We start from the raw sequence: 16,750 nt of genomic DNA on the forward strand, positions 1-16,750 counted from the left end.
CCCCTACTCTTCCTTGCCCCACTCGTCGCCGTCGTGCGGGTCCTCAGAGCCCGCGCCCGGCGTCGCCGGCTTATCTGCCGAGGACTCGGAATCCTTCTTATCGGTTTCGGCCGGAGCGATCACGCGAATAAGCGAGATGCGCTGGCCACGCATCGACTGCACCTTGAACTTGTACCCTGCAACCTCAAACACCTCTCCGATGTCGGGCACCGAGTCGCAAAGTTCCAAAATCCAGCCGGCGATGGTCTCATAATCATCGCTTTCCTCGAGCGGCCAACCAAGCTCAATCGCATCATCGCACGAAAAACGCCCATCGACGAGCCACTCACGGCGCGAAAGACGCGTGAGGTACTTGTTGTCGGGGTCGAACTCGTCCTCGATCTCGCCCACGATCTCCTCGACGATGTCCTCGATGGTAATGATGCCAGCCGTGCCGCCGTACTCGTCCACGACCACCACGATCTGGTCGTGCGAAGTCTGCATCTCGGACAGCAGCGGCAGGATGTCCTTGGTGTCGGGCACAAAGGTGGCGTCGCGCAAATAACCGGCGATGGGCTGGTCGCCCTCGCCGTCGAGCGAGGGCTGAATCAGGTCCTTGATGTGCGCTATGCCCGCCACGTTGTCGGGATCTTCGTGATAGACGGGGATGCGGCTAAAGCCGGTCTGGCGCATAGTGGACAGCACGTCGGCGACCGTCTCGTCGTCCTCGCACATGGTGGTGTCCACGCGCGGCACCATGACCTCGCGGGCAACGGTATCGCCCAGGTCGAAGATCTCGTGGATCATACGCTTTTCCTCGTCGAGCAGGTCGTCCTGCTCCGAGACCATGTACTTAATCTCTTCCTCCGAGACGTTTTGGCGATCATCGGCGCTCTTGATGCGCAGGATGCGGGCCAGACCATCGGAGCAAGCGCCAGTCAGCCACACGAGCGGACGGGCGATCTTTTGGAAAAACGACAACGGCCCCACCACCTGCTTGGACACGCCTTCGGCATTGGCCAGACCAATGCGCTTGGGCACAAGCTCGCCAATCACGATGGACACGAAGGCGACCGCAACGGTGATGATGACCGGCGCCAGTCCGCGCGCGATAGCAGAGAGCGGCGCGATGCCAAAGCTCATGAGCCACGTGGCGAGCGGGTCGGACAGGCTCGTCGAAGCAACGGCGGACGAGGCAAAGCCCACGAGCGTGATGGCGACCTGGATGGTGGCGAGCAGCTGGTCGGAGTCGGCAGCCAGCTTAACGGCGCGCTCGGCGCGTTTGTCGCCTTCCTCGGCCTCGTGCTCCAGCACGGCGCGCTTTGCCGTGGTGAGCGCCATCTCGGACATAGAGAAGTAGCCGTTGATGAGGGTCAAAACGAGGGTGGTGATAAGGGAGATGGTTATGTCCATCGGGAGTTTCTCGAACCTCCAAGATTCGGGACGTTAGGTAGTAAGCGTAGATAACGGATAGGGCAGTTGCGTCCGGCGGCCGCTTGGATGGGTCCGCAGGCACAGACATGATCGCTAGATTACGAAGAGGATCACCGCCATGAACTGGAAGATACTGCCGGCGAGCACCCACAAGTGAAACACACTGTGCAGGTAGCGCACGTTTTTAGCGATGTAGAACGGCACGCCCACGGTGTAGCACACGCCGCCGACAGCGAGCAGGGCAAGTGCCACGGGGTTGAGCAGCGACACGAGCTCGGGCAGCTTAAAGACGACGAGCCAGCCCATCAGCAGGTAGACCAGGCCGCTTACCCAGTGCGGTTGACGCTCGCGCATAAAGCACTCGAGGGCGATGCCGATAATGGCGATGGCCCATACGGCAAAGAACAGCATAGGGCCGCCATCGTTTGCGAGCGTGATGAGGCAAAACGGCGTATAGCTGCCAGCTATGAGCAGGTAGATGCAGCTGTGGTCGATGATGCGAAACACGCGCTTGGCGCGCGCGGGCTGAATCGCGTGGTAGAGCGTAGAGGCTAGGTATTCGAGGATAATGCTGACGCCATAGACAATCGCCGCGGCCATGTGAGCCGGGCCTCCGCCGCGAAGAGCGGCAAATACGATCAGGAGCACCAGGCCCGCGATGCCCAGCAGGCAACCGACACCATGGGTGACGGAGTTCATGATCTCCTCACCCACCGTGTAGTGTGGAACGGCCGCGGTCTTGGGTCGCGGCTTAGAACTGTCGCTCGAATCGGACATGCCGGTTACATCCTCCAACGTAAAGAGTTCTCAACACTATATCAAAGCGTCTGGGTACGTGCGAAATTTGCACCATACGTGACCCCTTGTTTACCCATTCTTTGCTTGTTGACGCATCAACGGCGAACAATCATGGTTGGTTACAGCGCTGGAGGACCGTTTTGGCTCCCGCCTTCGGAAGTATGCGGCAAAATCTGGAACTGCCGACCAGACCGCAGTTTTACCAACAATTTATCAGGGGTTTTGTTGCCAAAAACGCCTTGTGGTCGGCGGTATTCGACTTTTCCCCGCACTTCCGGAAAGCCGCCCGTGAGCGCTGTGCTCGCGAGCGGCTTTTGCTCGAATTACGCCACAAAGGCGCTTGTATTGTCCAATAGCTAGGCGCTATTTGACCTCGATAAGCTCGTACTTGCTCGTGCCCAGGCCGATCTTCTCGGCGTGCGCGATGCACGCGCGCCAGTCGGTGTCGGGATGCGTGATGCAGAAGGGGTCACGCGCCTGCTCGCCCTCCAGATGCTCGTGGTTATGCTCCATCTTGGCCGCGCTATCGGTGAGCTCGGTGTTGGGCAGCGGCTCGGACGCCATGACGGCATCGGCACAGGCCTGGTCGATGGCGACCGGGTCGAAGCTCGCGAACATGCCGATATCGTTGACGATAGGCGTATCGTTTTCGGGATGGCAATCACAGTTGGGGCTGATATCCATGGCAAGCGAGATGTGGAAGCTCGGGCGGCCGTCGACGACGGCCTTGGTGTACTCGGCGATCTTGCAGTTGAGCACGTCGGCCGCGGCGTCATAGACGGGCTTGATGGCGTCCTGGTTGCACACGCCGATGCAGCGTCCGCAGCCCACGCAGCGATCGTGGTCGATAGCGGCCACGTGCACCGTGCGAGTAGCGCCGCTGGCAAGCTCGCGCTCGCGGGTGTCGTCGAACGAGATAGCGTTGTGCGCGCAGATCTTTTCGCAGGCACGGCAGCCAATGCAGTGCTCGGTCGCGACGTTCGGCTTGCCGGCGGCATGCTGCTCCATCTTGCCCGCACGGCTACCGCCTCCCATGCCCAAGTTCTTCATGGCGCCGCCAAAACCGGCCTGCTCATGGCCCTTAAAGTGGGTGAGGCTGATCACGATATCGGCATCCATGAGCGCCTGGCCGATCTTGGCCTCGCGCACGTACTCGCCGCCCTCGACCGGGACGAGCGCCTCGTCGGTACCCTTAAGGCCGTCGGCGATGATGATCTGGCAGCCCGTGGCATACGGGGTAAAGCCATTCTGATAGGCGGTATCGATGTGCTCGAGCGCGTTTTTGCGACTACCCACATAGAGCGTGTTGCAGTCGGTGAGGAAGGGCTTGCCACCCAGCTCCTTCACGACATCCGCGACGGCGCGGGCGTAGTTGGGGCGCAAAAAGCTCAGGTTGCCCAGCTCGCCAAAGTGAATCTTGATAGCGACGAACTTGTTCTCAAAGTCGATCTGCTCAATACCGGCGCGGCGGATGAGGCGCTTGAGCTTGTCGAGCTGGCTCTCGCGAGCATGCGTACGCAAGTTGGTGAAGTACACCTTAGCGGGTGCTGCGGGTGAAGTTGCGGTCATAGATCTATCCCCTCGGTCTATATGGCGTTACAGACATAGAGGATGGTACCCGTTAAAGCGGGGTCAAAGTCAAGTACGGCGCCTAGTCATTGGGGGCAGACTTATTGGGGACAGACTTAAATGACTGAAACCACTCATTGGGGACGGACTTAAATGAGTGCCTCGCCACCTGGCAGCTAGGGACGTTCCTTTCCTGCCGGCAGCTGGGGACAGTCCTTGGCAACCCTGCCGGCGAGCCGGCGAATCGGCAAAGACTGTCCCCGATGACTAGTCGTTTAAGTCTGTCCCCAATGACCACTCTTGGTCGTTTAAGTCTGTCCCCAATGAGCACCCAATGACTAGGTAGCTAGGCGTGGGATTTGGCGCGTGCGAGGGCTAGGCCTACGGCGGCGATGGCCGCGGCAAAGAGCACCGTGACGCCCAGATCGCAGGCGATGTCTCCCAGCACGGTGGACGTCAGGTCCGACGAGAGCGCCTTGCCGATCGCGTCGTTCACCCAATATGTCGGCACAAAGTGCGCTACGGTCTGCACGGCCGGGCCCATCAGCGACAGCGGCATCCAGGCGCCGCCCAAAAACGTCATGAGCATGCCGAGCAGGTTACCCACACCGTTGAGCAGCTCCTCGCGCGCGCCCAAGCCCGACAACGCAAAGCCAACGGCCAGCGGCGTGCACGCCAGGGCAAACGTTGCCGCCAGCGCCAGGCATACACGACCTACGCCGACCTCGGCGACCGCGCCGGCAAAGCCCACGACGCCCATCATGCTCGACACAAACCAGATGCAGACGGTGATCACGGCGGCGGCCGCAAACACGGCAAGGGAGCGCTGGCGCTCGGAGATTGGGCCGGCCTCCATGCGGCGCACGCGCTCGGGCTCGTTCATGCCCGAGAACACCAGCCCCACCGATACGATGACCGACGAGATAATCGCGTACGTGCCAAAGTTGAAGTACGACTCAAGCGTGGCGGCGGCTGTCGAGTCGACCTTGACCTGCTCAATCTCGACCTCCGCGCGCTTGACGGCGGCATGCTCGGCGGCCTTGGCGACGTCACCGTCGGAGGCAGTAGGATCAAGTGCGGCCGCAGCGCCCGCGAGCGAGATCCAGCGCGAGGCCTCGGCAGACGAGAGCGCCGCCGCCATGGTGCCGGCGCCATAGGTCACATCAAGCTTGGGCAGGGACTCCCCCGCACGGGCGGCTGCAACGAGGTCGTCCTCAAACCCCTCCGGGATAAAGAACACGCAGTCGGCGCTGCCCTTGGCACTGTTGCTCTTGGAGAGCGCGTCCGCAAGGTCGTAGGTGTCCTCGCCGATACCCGTGACCAGATCAAAGCGCGAGCCCAGGTGCTTGGTGAGTGCCCGCGAAAGGTCGCTGTCGTCGCGGTCGACCACGATCACGTTGGTGTCGTAGGGCTCGTACTCGGTGAGCTGCGACGAGTTCCAGCTCACCGATGCCGCAATGAATACGCCCATGAGCGAGATGAACACCGTATAGATGAGCAGGTAGAACGGGTGCGCCAGCGCCATGCGAAGCGCGGTCTTAAAGGTGCTCATAGCGGCTCCTTCCAAAGATCAGCGTGGCGGCGGCAACGAACAGCAGCGCCATAAGGGCCAGCGCGCCGGCACGAACGGCAAAGGGGCCCAGGTCCTCAAAGAAATACAAGCGGTTGAACATGTCGCAGATAAGCTTGACGGGATTGAGCCAACTCTCGGCCGGGCAGGCGCGGGCGACGTCGTCGGCAAGCGCCATCGCCGGCTCGCCATAAAGCCCGGCGAACAGGGCACACGTGGTGGCAAAGCCCGTGAGGATGCCCGACTTGGACGCCTTGCCGCCCTTAACGGGAAGCGTGCCCAAAAAAAGGCCCAGACCCGTCGCGGCAAGCGCGGACACGGCACCACCCACCAGACACAGCCCCTCGCGCCCGCCAAAGTCGACGCCCACGACCAGGCGCACGTAGCCGATCGCAATCGCCATCGAAGCAAAGGAGACCAGCCACGAGCCCACAAAGATACCGGCCAGCGATGCCGTCTTGGAAAGACCGCCCACGCAGCGACGCGCGCCAAGGCCCGACAGATTGGGCTGCAGGTCGACGACGCTCAAGGCGGCAAACTCGGCAGACATCATCGCGACCAGGCCAAAGAGCGCGTAGTAGTAGATGACCGTGCCATCGGGCGTGGCACGCGTCAGACTCACACGGCGGGTTCCGCCCTCAAGCGACAGGGCGCGCGCAACCACCTCCGGGTCGGCGAGCGCCGCCGGGTTGTCCTGGGCAATCTGGCGCATGAGCTCGGCATTTTGCGTATACGAGCTTGCCACCGTCTCCAGGATGCTGCGGTCGGTGAGCACCGACGTCGCACGCGAGCTGTCATAGCTCGAAAGCAGTGTGAGTTTGGGCGTGCCCGCGGCATCGACCGCATAGATGCCCGCGACCTCGCCAGCCTTAAGCGCACGGTTCGCATCGACTGCATCGTCGAACTCGTGGATCTCGAGCAGTTGGTCGTCGCCTTCCTTGGCAAGCGACGTCGCCACGTCCTTAAAGGTCGAGGCGCCCCAGGCCTCATTCACTACGACGGCCACCGGCACCGGGTCGACCGTGCCGTCGGAGCTCAGATTCGCAAACATAAACATGAACATCGTGGAAAGCGCGACGGGAAAGATCGCGCCCCAAACCCACGTGCTCGGCCGGCGCAACAGCGTCTTGACCGTAATGATAATGGTGTTGAACATGGCCGCCCCCTAGTCGCGCAGCTCGCGGCCGGTGATCTCGAGGAATACGTCGTTGAGGGTCGGCGGCTCGCTCCACACGCGGCCGAGCGCCACATCGGCGGTGCGCAGCGTGTCGAGGATGTCAACCAGATTGTGCGGGCTCGCTTCGCAGGTGCAGACGAGCTCGCCGCCGGAAAGCTCGACGCTGAGCACGTGCTCGAGGGCGCGCAGCCGCTCGACCGTGGCGAGCTCGACGGCGCTGACCTCGACGGTCACGCGCTCGCCCATCTGAATCATGCGCTTGAGCTCGTCGTTGGTGCCCTGCGCCAGCACGCGACCGCCGTCCATGATCATGATGCGGCTGCAGATCTGCTCGACTTCCTCCATGTAATGGCTGGTATACACCACCGTGGCGCCTTCGTCGCGCAGGCGGCAGATGCCCTCCAGGATGGCGTTTCGGCTCTGCGGGTCGACGGCCACCGTGGGTTCGTCGAAGAAGATGAGCTCGGGCTTGTGCGCGATGCCGCAGGCGATGTTGAGGCGACGCGCCAGACCGCCCGAGAGCTTGCCGGGGCGAAACTTGGCAAAGTCGCCCAGCCCGACAAAGTCGATGGCCTCGTCGACCAGCGCACGACGGAGTTTGCGGTCGTTGACGTAAAGGCTGCAGAAATAGTCGATGTTCTCGCGCACCGTGAGCTCGTCGAACACCGCCACCTGCTGCGGCACCACGCCGATGCGGCGCTTGAGGTCGTAGCGGGCGGGCGTCATGGGCTCGCCGAACAACTCGATGGTGCCTTTGTCGTAGGCGAGCAGCTGCAGAATGCAGTTGATGGACGTGGTCTTGCCCGAGCCGTTGGGGCCCAGCAGGCCAAAGATCTCGCCGGGGGCGATGTTCAGGTTAAAGTGGTCGAGCGCGATAAGATCGTCGTAGCGCTTGACGAGGTTTTCGACGTGGACGATGTCTGTCATGAGGTGGCCCTTCTGTTGATTTCGGCCCGGTACGATTGCATCATCGCAGGTGCGGGCGGCGCGCACCAGTGAGCTTTGTCACGAGTGCGGCGGGGGCGGGCGGGAGGAATGTCACGGTTGCGGCACCTGAGCAATCGTCGCGCGCACCATCGCGTACAATACCCGTATGAACAGGCTATTCGACAAATCGATCATGCTGGCGTGCTGTATCGCGGCCGCTCTGGGCCTTGCTGTGGATGCTTGCTTGGTCGCGGCGTTTTGTCTTGGCGTCGCAGTCGCCTCGCTTACGGAAATTGCGCAAGGCGAACGTGCCCGCCGCGCCGGTGAGGCCGCGAGCTACGCTTACATTATGGTGACCGTCTTTGTGCCGTCGTTTGTGCCGTTTGCGCCCCTCGCCCTCTATGACATCGCGCGATACGTGCGCCGTGAACACGTTTGGGTCGCGCTGGGCGCCGGCGCCATCTTTGTCTGCGCACTCGTCGCATATGCCCACGCCGGCGCGCTTCCCACCCGTGCGCTGCTGTTGACCGCCATCCTTTCAGTCGCCGCCACCTTGCTGTCTCTGCGCACCGCTCAGCTAGAGCGCGAGCAGGAGCGCATGCGTCGCACCCGCGACGAGCTGCAGGAGCGAGCCCTCGCGCTCGAGGCGCGCAACCGCGACCTTGCCGACCGCCAGGACTACGAGGTCGAGCTCGCAACGCTCGCCGAGCGAGCCCGCATCGCACGCGAGATCCACGATAACGTGGGACACCAGCTCACGCGCGCCTCGCTGCAAACCGAGGCCCTACGCGTGGTCCACGCCAACGAGCCCGGCGTCGCCGCCGACTTCGCTGACGTCAAGCGCACCGTGGACGAAGCGCTTCAGCTCGTGCGCTCGAGCGTCCACGCGCTCAACGACAACGCGGCGAATCTCTCCGTACAGCTCGAGCGCATCGTGGAGGGCGCGCGCTCAGATGGCGGGCCGCAGATTGAACTTGAGGTTTTGGCCGAGCATGCGCCCGCAAATGTCGCCAACTGCTTTACGGCGGTCCTGCGCGAGGCGCTTTCCAACGCCATACGCCATGCTTGCGCCCATACTGTCACCGTACGATGCATGGAGCATCCGTCGTTTTACCAGCTCATCGTTACCGACGATGGCGCGGGCGGGGTCCAAGCAAGCAGCCGCGGCACCGCAGAGGGCATGGGGCTCGGCTCCATGCGCGAGCGCGTCGAGGCGCTTGGCGGCACCTTCACCGCCGGCCCGCGCGCCGGCACCGGCGGCTGGCGTGTGTTTGCCACCGTTCCCAAACAGCAAGGAGATGAGGGCCGATGAGGCTCATCGTTGTCGACGACGACCGCTTGGTGGTCGATTCGCTCAAGATAATCCTGGGCGCCCAGCCGCAGATCGAGGTGGTGGGTACCGGCGCCGACGGCAACGACGCAGTGGCTCTTTATGCCGAACACGCACCCGATATTGCGCTGCTCGACATTCAGATGCCGGGGCGCGACGGGCTTTCGGCGGCCCGCGAGATCCTTGAGCGCGACCCTGCGGCGCGCGTGGTATTTCTGACGACATTCTCGGATGACGAGTACATTGTGTCGGCGCTCAAACTGGGTGCCCGCGGCTACCTGATCAAAACCGATGTCGCCGCCATCCCGCCGGCGTTGGCCCAGGTCATGGACGGTAAACGCGTGCTCGAGGGTAAGGCGATCGAAGATATCAACTTTGATGGGGCGGGCGTCGAGGTGGGCACGACCCGCCGGCCCGCGGCCTTCGTCAGCCTGACCGACCGCGAGTTCGAGGTCGCCGAGCTCATTGCCCGCGGCCTCGATAACAAGGAGATTGCGGCCACCGCCTATATGGGCGAAGGCACCGTGCGAAACCACATCAGCTCAATCCTGGCCAAAATGGGCCTGCGCAACCGCACCCAAATCGCCATCGCCTACCTGCGAGGGTAGTTGCCCGAAGACCGACCGCCCCGACATAACAAAATGTCTGCTACCGGTTTAATGCCATTTCAAAACGATGCCAGTTTACTACGATGAATCGCCCACCTTCAACCACAGCAAATTGCGAGCTTGCAAAACCGCAGGTAGAACGCTTGCAATATTTGGAAAAATGCAGTCATGGTCGGGGATGTCGAATTTATCGTAGTAAACCGACATAGTTTTGTTCGGGCGCCCCTGCACGAATGCCTCCGCAAGCCTCGCAGGACCAAAGTGATCCGTTTTCTTCCGCCCGCGGAGATCGGCTGACGGCGCCCGCCACGAAATCGGCCCATCTACTACGTTTAGTCCTGCACCCCCGACCATAACCGCGTTTCATGAAAAACCACAGGAGTTTTACCTGCGGTTTTTATTTCGCATTATTTGCCATGGTTGAGGGCGACGGCTTAAACGTAGTAGATAGGCCCATTTCGTGGCAGACGGGTCACGAGGCAGCCCTCGCAAGGCCAAAATGGTCCGTTTTCCTCCGTCCACGGGAGATCAAAGGCTGTTACGGATATGGTGCCATTTCAAAACCATGCCGGATTACGGAGCTAAAGTCGGGACCCTCATCCATACCTTCATTTTTTGGAAAACGGCAGGCTGTCTACCTGCGGTTTTGTTTTTGCAATTTTCTGTATGGTCGGAGGTTCGCTATCCAGCCCCGTAAACCGGCATAGTTTTGTTAACGGCAGCCTAGCCGCGCGTTTAAGCGCGGGGCCGGTGGGGCATTTTTGCCCCACCGGCCCCTATTCCAGCGCTACTCCGGCTTGGTTTCTACCGTGGGAGTCTTGTTCGCCGCAACTGGAGTACGGGCGGTGTCCATAGTCAGGCAGTGCTTGGGGCAGCTCTCGATGCACTCGCCACACACCACGCAAGCGTACGGGTCGATCGACCAGGTACCACCCTTGCGATCGACCGCAAGCGCGCCCGCCGGGCAGCGACGTGCGCACATACCGCAGCAGATGCACACGTCCATATCGTTGACGATATGCCCGCGCAGGCGCTCGGGCACCGTCAGCTCCTCCTGCGGATAGCACACCGTGACCGGTTGCTTGACCATAGAGCCCAAGGCCGTCTTGGCAAATGTCATCAAACTCATGCCGCGCCTACCTTTCCGTGCAACTAATGCAGGGGTCGATGGTCAGGATAATCATGGGCACGTTGGCAATGAGCACGCCCTGCAGTGCATGCGTCAGGCCCGCCAGGTTTTGCGACGTCGGCGTGCGCACACGGAAACGGTCCAAATTCTTGGTGCCGTTACCGCGCACATAGTAGTACGCCTCGCCGCGCGGTTGCTCAATCACAACCTCGCCGCGTGCGCCGTCGGCCGGCGTAAGCTTGGTGCGCCCGCCGATGCCGTCGTGCGGAATCTTGCCCACAAGCTCCTTAATGATGTCCATGGCCTGCGTGACCTCGGCGCAACGCACCTGGCAGCGGGCATAGCAGTCGCCATCGGTAGCAACGACGGGCTCAAACGCAGCCAGGTCCGCATAGGCACCGTCGCCAAACATGCGCACGTCGTAGTCCACGCCCGAGGCGCGCCCAAACGGACCGACCATCGACAGGTCCAGCGCGTCTTTCTTGCTGATCACGCCCACGCCATGCAGGCGCTCGCCGCAGCTGTTGTCGTCCAAAAACGTATGCACCAGGGCCTCGTAGTCGGGGCGCATGGCATCGAGCGTCTGGGCAATGCCCGCCAGCTCGGAGTCCTCAATGTCATGCTTAAGGCCGCCGATCTCGTTAATCGACAGAATCACGCGACCGCCACACGTGCTCTCAAAGATCTTGAGAATCTGCTCGCGCAGGGTCCACGAACGATAGAACAGCGCCTCGAAGCCAAAGGCATCGGCGAGCAGGCCCAGCCACAGCAGGTGCGAGTGAATGCGCGAAAGCTCGTGCAAAATGGTGCGAATATACTGCACGCGGCCAGGCACCTCGATATCGAGCATGCGCTCGCAGGCGCTGGCATAGCCGCAGCTGTGACCCACGGCGCAAATGCCGCAGATGCGCTCGGCGATGTAGCCAAACTGGTGCATGTCACGCTTTTCGGTGAGCTTCTCGAGTCCGCGGTGCACAAAGCCGATCTGCGGAATTGCCTCGATAACGCGGTCGTCCTCGAGCACCAGGTCCAGGTGAAGCGGCTCGGGCAGCACCGGGTGCTGCGGGCCAAACGGAATAACGGAGCGATGTGCCATGGACCTTACGCCTCCTTTTTTTGCTTATCGCGGGCGGCTTTGGCGGCAAGCGCCGCGCGAACCTTGGCCGCTTTCTCGGGATCCATGGCGGCGAGCTTTGCCTCCATCTCGGCAGCCTTGAGCGCGGCCTTGGCGGCAGCCTCGTCATGCTGAGCATCGGAGCCGGCAGCCGCAGCGGGCTGAGCGACGGCAGCGCCCGCAGCATCGCCAGTGCCCTCCCCCGCAGCGGCCGCGGCAGCGGCGGCCTTCTCGGCCGCGGCTTTGCGCGCCTTGGCCTCGGCAGCGGCACGGACCTTCATGGCCTTCTCGCGCGCAGCCTTAACCTCGGGCGTGATGACGCTCATGGGCTCGGCAGTCGAGACCTGGTAGAAAAAGCCCTTAAAGTCAATCTGCATGTCGGTAATGGCAAGCCCAAACAGGTCGTGTGCCTCATTTTCAAACGGGAACACCGCAGGGTAGTACGAGCTGATGGACGGAATCTCCTGGTACTGGTCGATGCCCTCAACCACCAGGTTCTCAATCGCATAGCTGCCGTCCTGCGCGATCTGCTCCTGGGCAGCACGAACGTTGATGAACGTATAGACCAAGCGATACGTGCCGTCGTCCACATTGCGCTCGGCGTGCATCTGCACAAAGCGGGCACCGGCACCCTTGAGCGCCTGGACATGCGACAGCAGCGCATCGAGCTCGACGGTGGTATAGATTGCCTTTTGCATTACTCGGCCCCCCTTGCAGCGGCGGACGCGGCGGGCGTCCCAGCAGGTGCGTCGCCAGCGGCGGGCGCGTCGCCGGCCTCAGCCGGGGCCACAAATCCGTCCTCGCCCAGCTCAACACCACCATCCCAGGTAGCGGCACCGCCCACAGTAAGCGGGTCGCCGCCGGCGCGCATCACGGCCTCCTTCTGGTCCAGAATGCCGCACGCCTCCACAATGGCGTCGATCACCGTCTCGGGGCGAATGGCGCATCCGGGCGCGTACACATCCACGGGAATCGCGCGGTCCACGCCACCGATCACGTTGTACGCATCGCGGAACACGCCGCCCGAGCACGCGCAGATGCCGCACGCCACCACGCACTTGGGCTCGAGCATCTGGTTGTAAATCTGGCGCACGACGGGCAAGTTCTGGGCGTTGACCGACCCCGTCACCAAAAAGATGTCCGCATGTTTGGGGTTGCCGGTGTTGACCACGCCAAAGCGCTCCGCATCGAACAGCGGCGTGAGCGAGGCCAGCACCTCGATATCGCATCCGTTGCAGCTCGAGCCGTCGTAATGAATAACCCACGGCGAGCGCGACATTTTATGATCCATGGATGCCGCCTCCTAAATAAACACGTCGACGAGGATGGGCATAAGGTTGAGCAGGCCAAACACCAGCGCCACACCCCAGCCGAGCTTAAAGCAGCTGCGCCAGGTGCTACGGGCGAAGGTGTTATCGATCAGTACCTCGACAAAATACGTCATGACCATAACGACCAGGGCGACGACCCAGCTCACCGGGTTGTCCCAAACAAAGAACATGCCCACCCACATCAAAAACAGCACGGTCTCGCACCAGTGCATAAGGGTCATCTTGGCCAGCGTGCCGCCGCTCATCTCGGTAGCGACGCCCTGGACGATCTCCTGATGCGCGTGATGCGAGTACGAAAGGTCAAACGGCGACTTGCGCAGCTTGATGGTAAGCACCGCGAGCAGCGCGAGGAAGATGGGCGCGCTGTACACGATGATGGGGGCCGACTGCCCCGTCACGGCGATGGAATCGAAGCTGTCGGTGGCAAGGTACAGGCCCACACTCATCAGCAAAACGGCGGGCTCGTAACTCATGACCTGCAGCAGCTCGCGGTCGGCGCCGACCTGGGCAAACGGGCTTTGCGTCGAGGCGGACGCCAGTACCACAAAGATCGCAGCGAGGGTAACCATAAAGGCGCATAACAGTGTGTTGGAACCCGACACAAAGATGCCGCCGCCCACCACGGTAAAGACGAGCGCGCACGCCATGTAGGTATCGTCCACGGTATTTACGCTGGCAGGGGCTTTGCGCAGGAGCTTGGCTACATCGTAGAACGGTTGCAGCAGACGCGGTCCCACGCGGCCCTGCATGCGGGCGGACAGCTTGCGGTCGATGCCGTCGATCAGGCCACCAACCAAAGGCGCCAGCAGGGCAAACGCCACGGTGCCTATAAAGATGCCCACGACGCCCGAGCCTTCGAAATACTTGCCGCGCAGCACCGAGGGCTCGCCCATGGCGAGCGTATCGGGACCAATCCATACGCAGCATAGCAGCGCGAACAGGATGATGCTGCAGCACACGATGCTGCCCGCGGGGCCAATGCGCTTCTCGCCAAGGGCGTCCTCCAGGTACCAATTGCGCTTTTCGGCCTTCACCTCGTGTCCCATCGAGCCGCGGAAATGACGGTAATTGTCGGTTCCCACGCCCGAAAGATATACGTTTACATGCGGTTTGTTGCTCACGCGGAATGAAGTCAGCAGCACCACGGCGATAAAAGCCACGATAACCACCATTAGATACATGGCATCCTTGCCAATAACATACGGCACGCGGCCAAACACCATGGCCAAGTAAGGCGACACCAGACCGCTCGAGATAATCGGGAACGCTACACAGCACAGAATCAGCAGCGCGGCGATAGTGTTGAGCGCTATCCATTCGGTCTTATGGACATTGCCCTCCACGTTTTCGGCCGTAGAATCCACGCCCGAGAGCTTGGCGAGCCACTTGCCCCAGAAGAAGAACGTCGCGGCCGAGCCAAAGGCCAGCACCATGATCATGAGCACATTGCCGGTCTGCGCAAACGCCACCAGGGCGCCCCACTTAGACACGAGCATGCCAAACGGCGCCACGAACATGCCCATGATGCCCAGCATCATCAGGCGCGTCAGGTGCGGCATGCGGCTGAACATGCCGTCCATGTCCTCGATATTGCGGCTGCCGATATGATGCTCGGCCGTGCCCACGCACAGGAACAGCAGCGACTTTGCCACCGTATGGAACAAGATCAAGAAGATGGCGGCCCACACGGCCTCGGGCGCGCCGACACCCAGGCAGGCACTGATGAGGCCCAGGTTGGAAATGGTGGAGTACGCGAGCACACGCTTGGCATTGCTCTGCGAGATGGCCATGAGGGCGGCGAGCAAAAACGTGATGGCGCCCACGCTCGTGACCATAAAGCCGGTCACAGGATAGGTGGCGTACAGCGGGCTCAGCTTGACCATCAAAAACACGCCGGCCTTGACCATGGTGGACGAGTGCAGCAGGGCGCTCGTGGGCGTGGGGGCGACCATGGCGCCGAGCAGCCAGGTGTGGAACGGCATCTGTGCGGCCTTGGTAAGCGCGGCGATCGACAGCAAGACGACCGGCAGCACCAGCAGCGCGGATTGCGCGGTTCCGGCGCCGGAAAGCTCGATCATGCCCGAAATGGTCAGCGGTACGCCGTTGACGTGCAGGAACATAAGGCCCGCCAAAAACGCGATGCCGCCCAGCATGTTGAGGATGATCTGGGTAAAGGCGTTTTTGATGGCCTCGGGCGTGCGCGTATAGCCAATCATAAGAAACGAGCACACGGTGGTGATTTCCCAGCCGCAGAACAGCCACTCCAGGTTGTCGCTCGTCACGATGACGAACATGGCCGAAAGGAACAGGAACATAAGCGCCAGGAACTGCGGGCGTCGGTCGGGCGCGGTCTGCCCACGCAGCGCGGCCTCGTGCTCATCGTGCGCCTGGAAGTCCTTCATGTAGCCCAGGGCATACACGCAGATCAGGCTGCCGACAATGCCAACGGCGAGCACCATGATCACGCTCATATAGTCCAGGTAGAGCGGCGTGGCGGTGAAGACCTCGGCCGTGGGCAGCGTCATGGCAGCGAAGGCAACCGAACCCACCAGCTGCACCACGCCGAGCACACCGGTAAGCGCGTTCCTATATTTGAACGCGTTGTACAGGATGACGGCGCACAGAATTACGTCGATGACGGAGCTGATGATCGAGAGCACATGCGAGGTGCCGGGGGCAACCTCAAAGCCCTGCGGACCCGTGCCAAAAAATAAGACGGCAACTACAACGGTCACCGCCATAATAATGCCGGAGCCTACAAGCCCTACCGCATCGCGGGCTCGGTCACTGCGCGCGAGCAGCATGCCCATCGCCGGTACCAGCGGAAACAGGGTAAGGAAATACAGTAGCGTCATACCATCACTCCCCCATGCAAAAACGCTGCAATTATTTAACGTTATAGCTCAAATTGGGAGTTCAGGCGGCAGGTTTTCGGTCAACTGGGGAGTTTTAGGCGTATGGGGTAAGGACATGTCCGCTTTGGAGTAGAGAGGCGACGCTCCCCCTCTCGTAGCGGCGGGCGCACGGGCCACTGCGCGCGGTTTATTGACCACTTTAAAGGATGTCCCGATAGACTCGCGGCGGTCCAAAAAGTTGGCGCGGCAAGAAAAATGCGCCCCTGCGGACGCACCATCCCGTTCGCTATTCCGCCTTTTTAACGCGCGGTTTACGACCCCGCGGCTTATCGACCAAGGCGGCCTCGCCACCGTCGCGATACTGTCGGCACCAAGCTTTAACCGAAGACTCGCTGGGGATCTTGTGCTTGACCATGACCTCACGCACCGTCAGACCATGTTCCAAGCGGTCCTTAACCACGGCAAGCTTAACGTCAAACGAGTATGTGTGGTGATGAGAGCCCGCATTGAGAACGGCGTCGGCGCCGCCCACGGCATACGCACGGGCCCACTGACGGGCTGTGGCCTGGGGGATGCCAAGCTCTGCGGCGAGCGCGCGATGGCCGACCCCTTCTTGGAGGATCTCGACAGCGCGCTGCCTAATCTCGGGCGCATGCGTGCGAGTCCTTGTTGTTTCTGACATACCTGCCACTTCTACTTCTTAGCCTTAAACGTTAAATTGCTTTCTTACGTGCAAGTTAGATAGTAGCATTTTACTGTTTGCTCAAAGCAGTTAATTAAAATAGACGCGGCGCTATCTGGGAATTTGACACCAATTTGGTGACGCATAATTTCTTTCGCAAATTGACAACCGCATAGCGGAACACGGCCCGCGCCCCGTCATATGATTTCTAGCGACTAAACAACAAATCACCGACGAAGGGGGGCAC

The 16,750-nt window shown here is 61.5% G+C and carries 14 protein-coding genes; 2 read left to right on the plus strand and 12 right to left on the minus strand.

Features of this window, described 5'->3' with window-relative positions; genetic code table 11:
• Positions 1-3: 3 nt before the first annotated feature.
• From ACTQV3_RS03945 to ACTQV3_RS03970, 6 genes are all read right to left on the minus strand, one after another.
• The gene (locus tag ACTQV3_RS03945) at positions 4-1,392 is read right to left on the minus strand and encodes a hemolysin family protein (RefSeq protein WP_441067455.1); all 1,389 of its coding nucleotides are present in this window, start codon (positions 1,390-1,392) and stop codon (positions 4-6) included.
• 114 nt (positions 1,393-1,506) lie between these two features.
• On the minus strand, positions 1,507-2,190 hold the full coding sequence (gene trhA / locus ACTQV3_RS03950) for a PAQR family membrane homeostasis protein TrhA (protein WP_427747617.1): 684 nt from the start codon (positions 2,188-2,190) through the stop codon (positions 1,507-1,509).
• Positions 2,191-2,574: 384 nt separating this feature from the next.
• A complete protein-coding gene (locus tag ACTQV3_RS03955; protein ID WP_427727237.1) occupies positions 2,575-3,780 on the minus strand; it encodes a DUF362 domain-containing protein in 1,206 nt (401 codons plus the stop codon).
• A 346-nt stretch (positions 3,781-4,126) separates the two neighbouring features.
• The gene (locus ACTQV3_RS03960; protein ID WP_441067457.1) at positions 4,127-5,332 is read right to left on the minus strand and encodes an ABC transporter permease; all 1,206 of its coding nucleotides are present in this window, start codon (positions 5,330-5,332) and stop codon (positions 4,127-4,129) included.
• Positions 5,319-6,506: an ABC transporter permease gene (locus ACTQV3_RS03965; RefSeq protein ID WP_441067459.1), complete on the minus strand. Its 1,188-nt coding sequence runs from the start codon at positions 6,504-6,506 to the stop codon at positions 5,319-5,321. Before ACTQV3_RS03965 ends, ACTQV3_RS03960 begins: the two co-directional genes overlap by 14 nt.
• Positions 6,507-6,515: 9 nt before the next feature.
• Positions 6,516-7,454 carry an ATP-binding cassette domain-containing protein gene (locus tag ACTQV3_RS03970; protein WP_441067461.1) on the minus strand — a complete coding sequence of 313 codons (939 nt, stop codon included), beginning with the start codon at positions 7,452-7,454 and terminating at the stop codon, positions 6,516-6,518.
• Positions 7,455-7,620: 166 nt separating this feature from the next.
• On the opposite strand from ACTQV3_RS03970, the gene ACTQV3_RS03975 reads away from it, so the two are divergent.
• Together ACTQV3_RS03975 and ACTQV3_RS03980 are read left to right on the plus strand one after the other, a co-directional pair.
• Positions 7,621-8,766: a sensor histidine kinase gene (locus tag ACTQV3_RS03975; protein ID WP_441067463.1), complete on the plus strand. Its 1,146-nt coding sequence runs from the start codon at positions 7,621-7,623 to the stop codon at positions 8,764-8,766.
• Complete coding sequence (locus tag ACTQV3_RS03980) at positions 8,763-9,392, plus strand: response regulator (protein ID WP_441054772.1); 630 nt, start codon at positions 8,763-8,765, stop codon at positions 9,390-9,392. Before ACTQV3_RS03975 ends, ACTQV3_RS03980 begins: the two co-directional genes overlap by 4 nt.
• 787 nt (positions 9,393-10,179) lie before the next feature.
• Here ACTQV3_RS03980 and ACTQV3_RS03985 read toward each other — a convergent pair.
• From ACTQV3_RS03985 to ACTQV3_RS04010, 6 genes are all read right to left on the minus strand, one after another.
• Complete coding sequence (locus tag ACTQV3_RS03985; protein ID WP_441067464.1) at positions 10,180-10,521, minus strand: 4Fe-4S dicluster domain-containing protein; 342 nt, start codon at positions 10,519-10,521, stop codon at positions 10,180-10,182.
• Between the two features lie 7 nt (positions 10,522-10,528).
• Positions 10,529-11,617: a hydrogenase large subunit gene (locus tag ACTQV3_RS03990; protein ID WP_441067466.1), complete on the minus strand. Its 1,089-nt coding sequence runs from the start codon at positions 11,615-11,617 to the stop codon at positions 10,529-10,531.
• A gap of 5 nt (positions 11,618-11,622) precedes the next feature.
• Positions 11,623-12,333 (minus strand): NADH-quinone oxidoreductase subunit C, encoded by a 711-nt coding sequence (locus tag ACTQV3_RS03995; protein WP_441067468.1) that lies wholly within the window; start codon positions 12,331-12,333, stop codon positions 11,623-11,625.
• Positions 12,333-12,926, minus strand: a complete 594-nt coding sequence (locus tag ACTQV3_RS04000; RefSeq protein WP_154516632.1) for an NADH-quinone oxidoreductase subunit B family protein — start codon at positions 12,924-12,926, stop codon at positions 12,333-12,335. The genes ACTQV3_RS03995 and ACTQV3_RS04000 overlap by 1 nt, the downstream gene beginning before the upstream one ends.
• 12 nt (positions 12,927-12,938) lie before the next feature.
• Positions 12,939-15,821, minus strand: a complete 2,883-nt coding sequence (locus tag ACTQV3_RS04005) for a proton-conducting transporter transmembrane domain-containing protein (RefSeq protein WP_441067470.1) — start codon at positions 15,819-15,821, stop codon at positions 12,939-12,941.
• 286 nt (positions 15,822-16,107) lie between these two features.
• Positions 16,108-16,503 (minus strand): helix-turn-helix domain-containing protein, encoded by a 396-nt coding sequence (locus ACTQV3_RS04010; protein ID WP_229770663.1) that lies wholly within the window; start codon positions 16,501-16,503, stop codon positions 16,108-16,110.
• Positions 16,504-16,750 lie beyond the last annotated feature (247 nt).

It is taken from the genome of Collinsella sp. LCP19S3_A7, assembly GCF_052121995.1.
Lineage (GTDB): Bacteria > Actinomycetota > Coriobacteriia > Coriobacteriales > Coriobacteriaceae > Collinsella.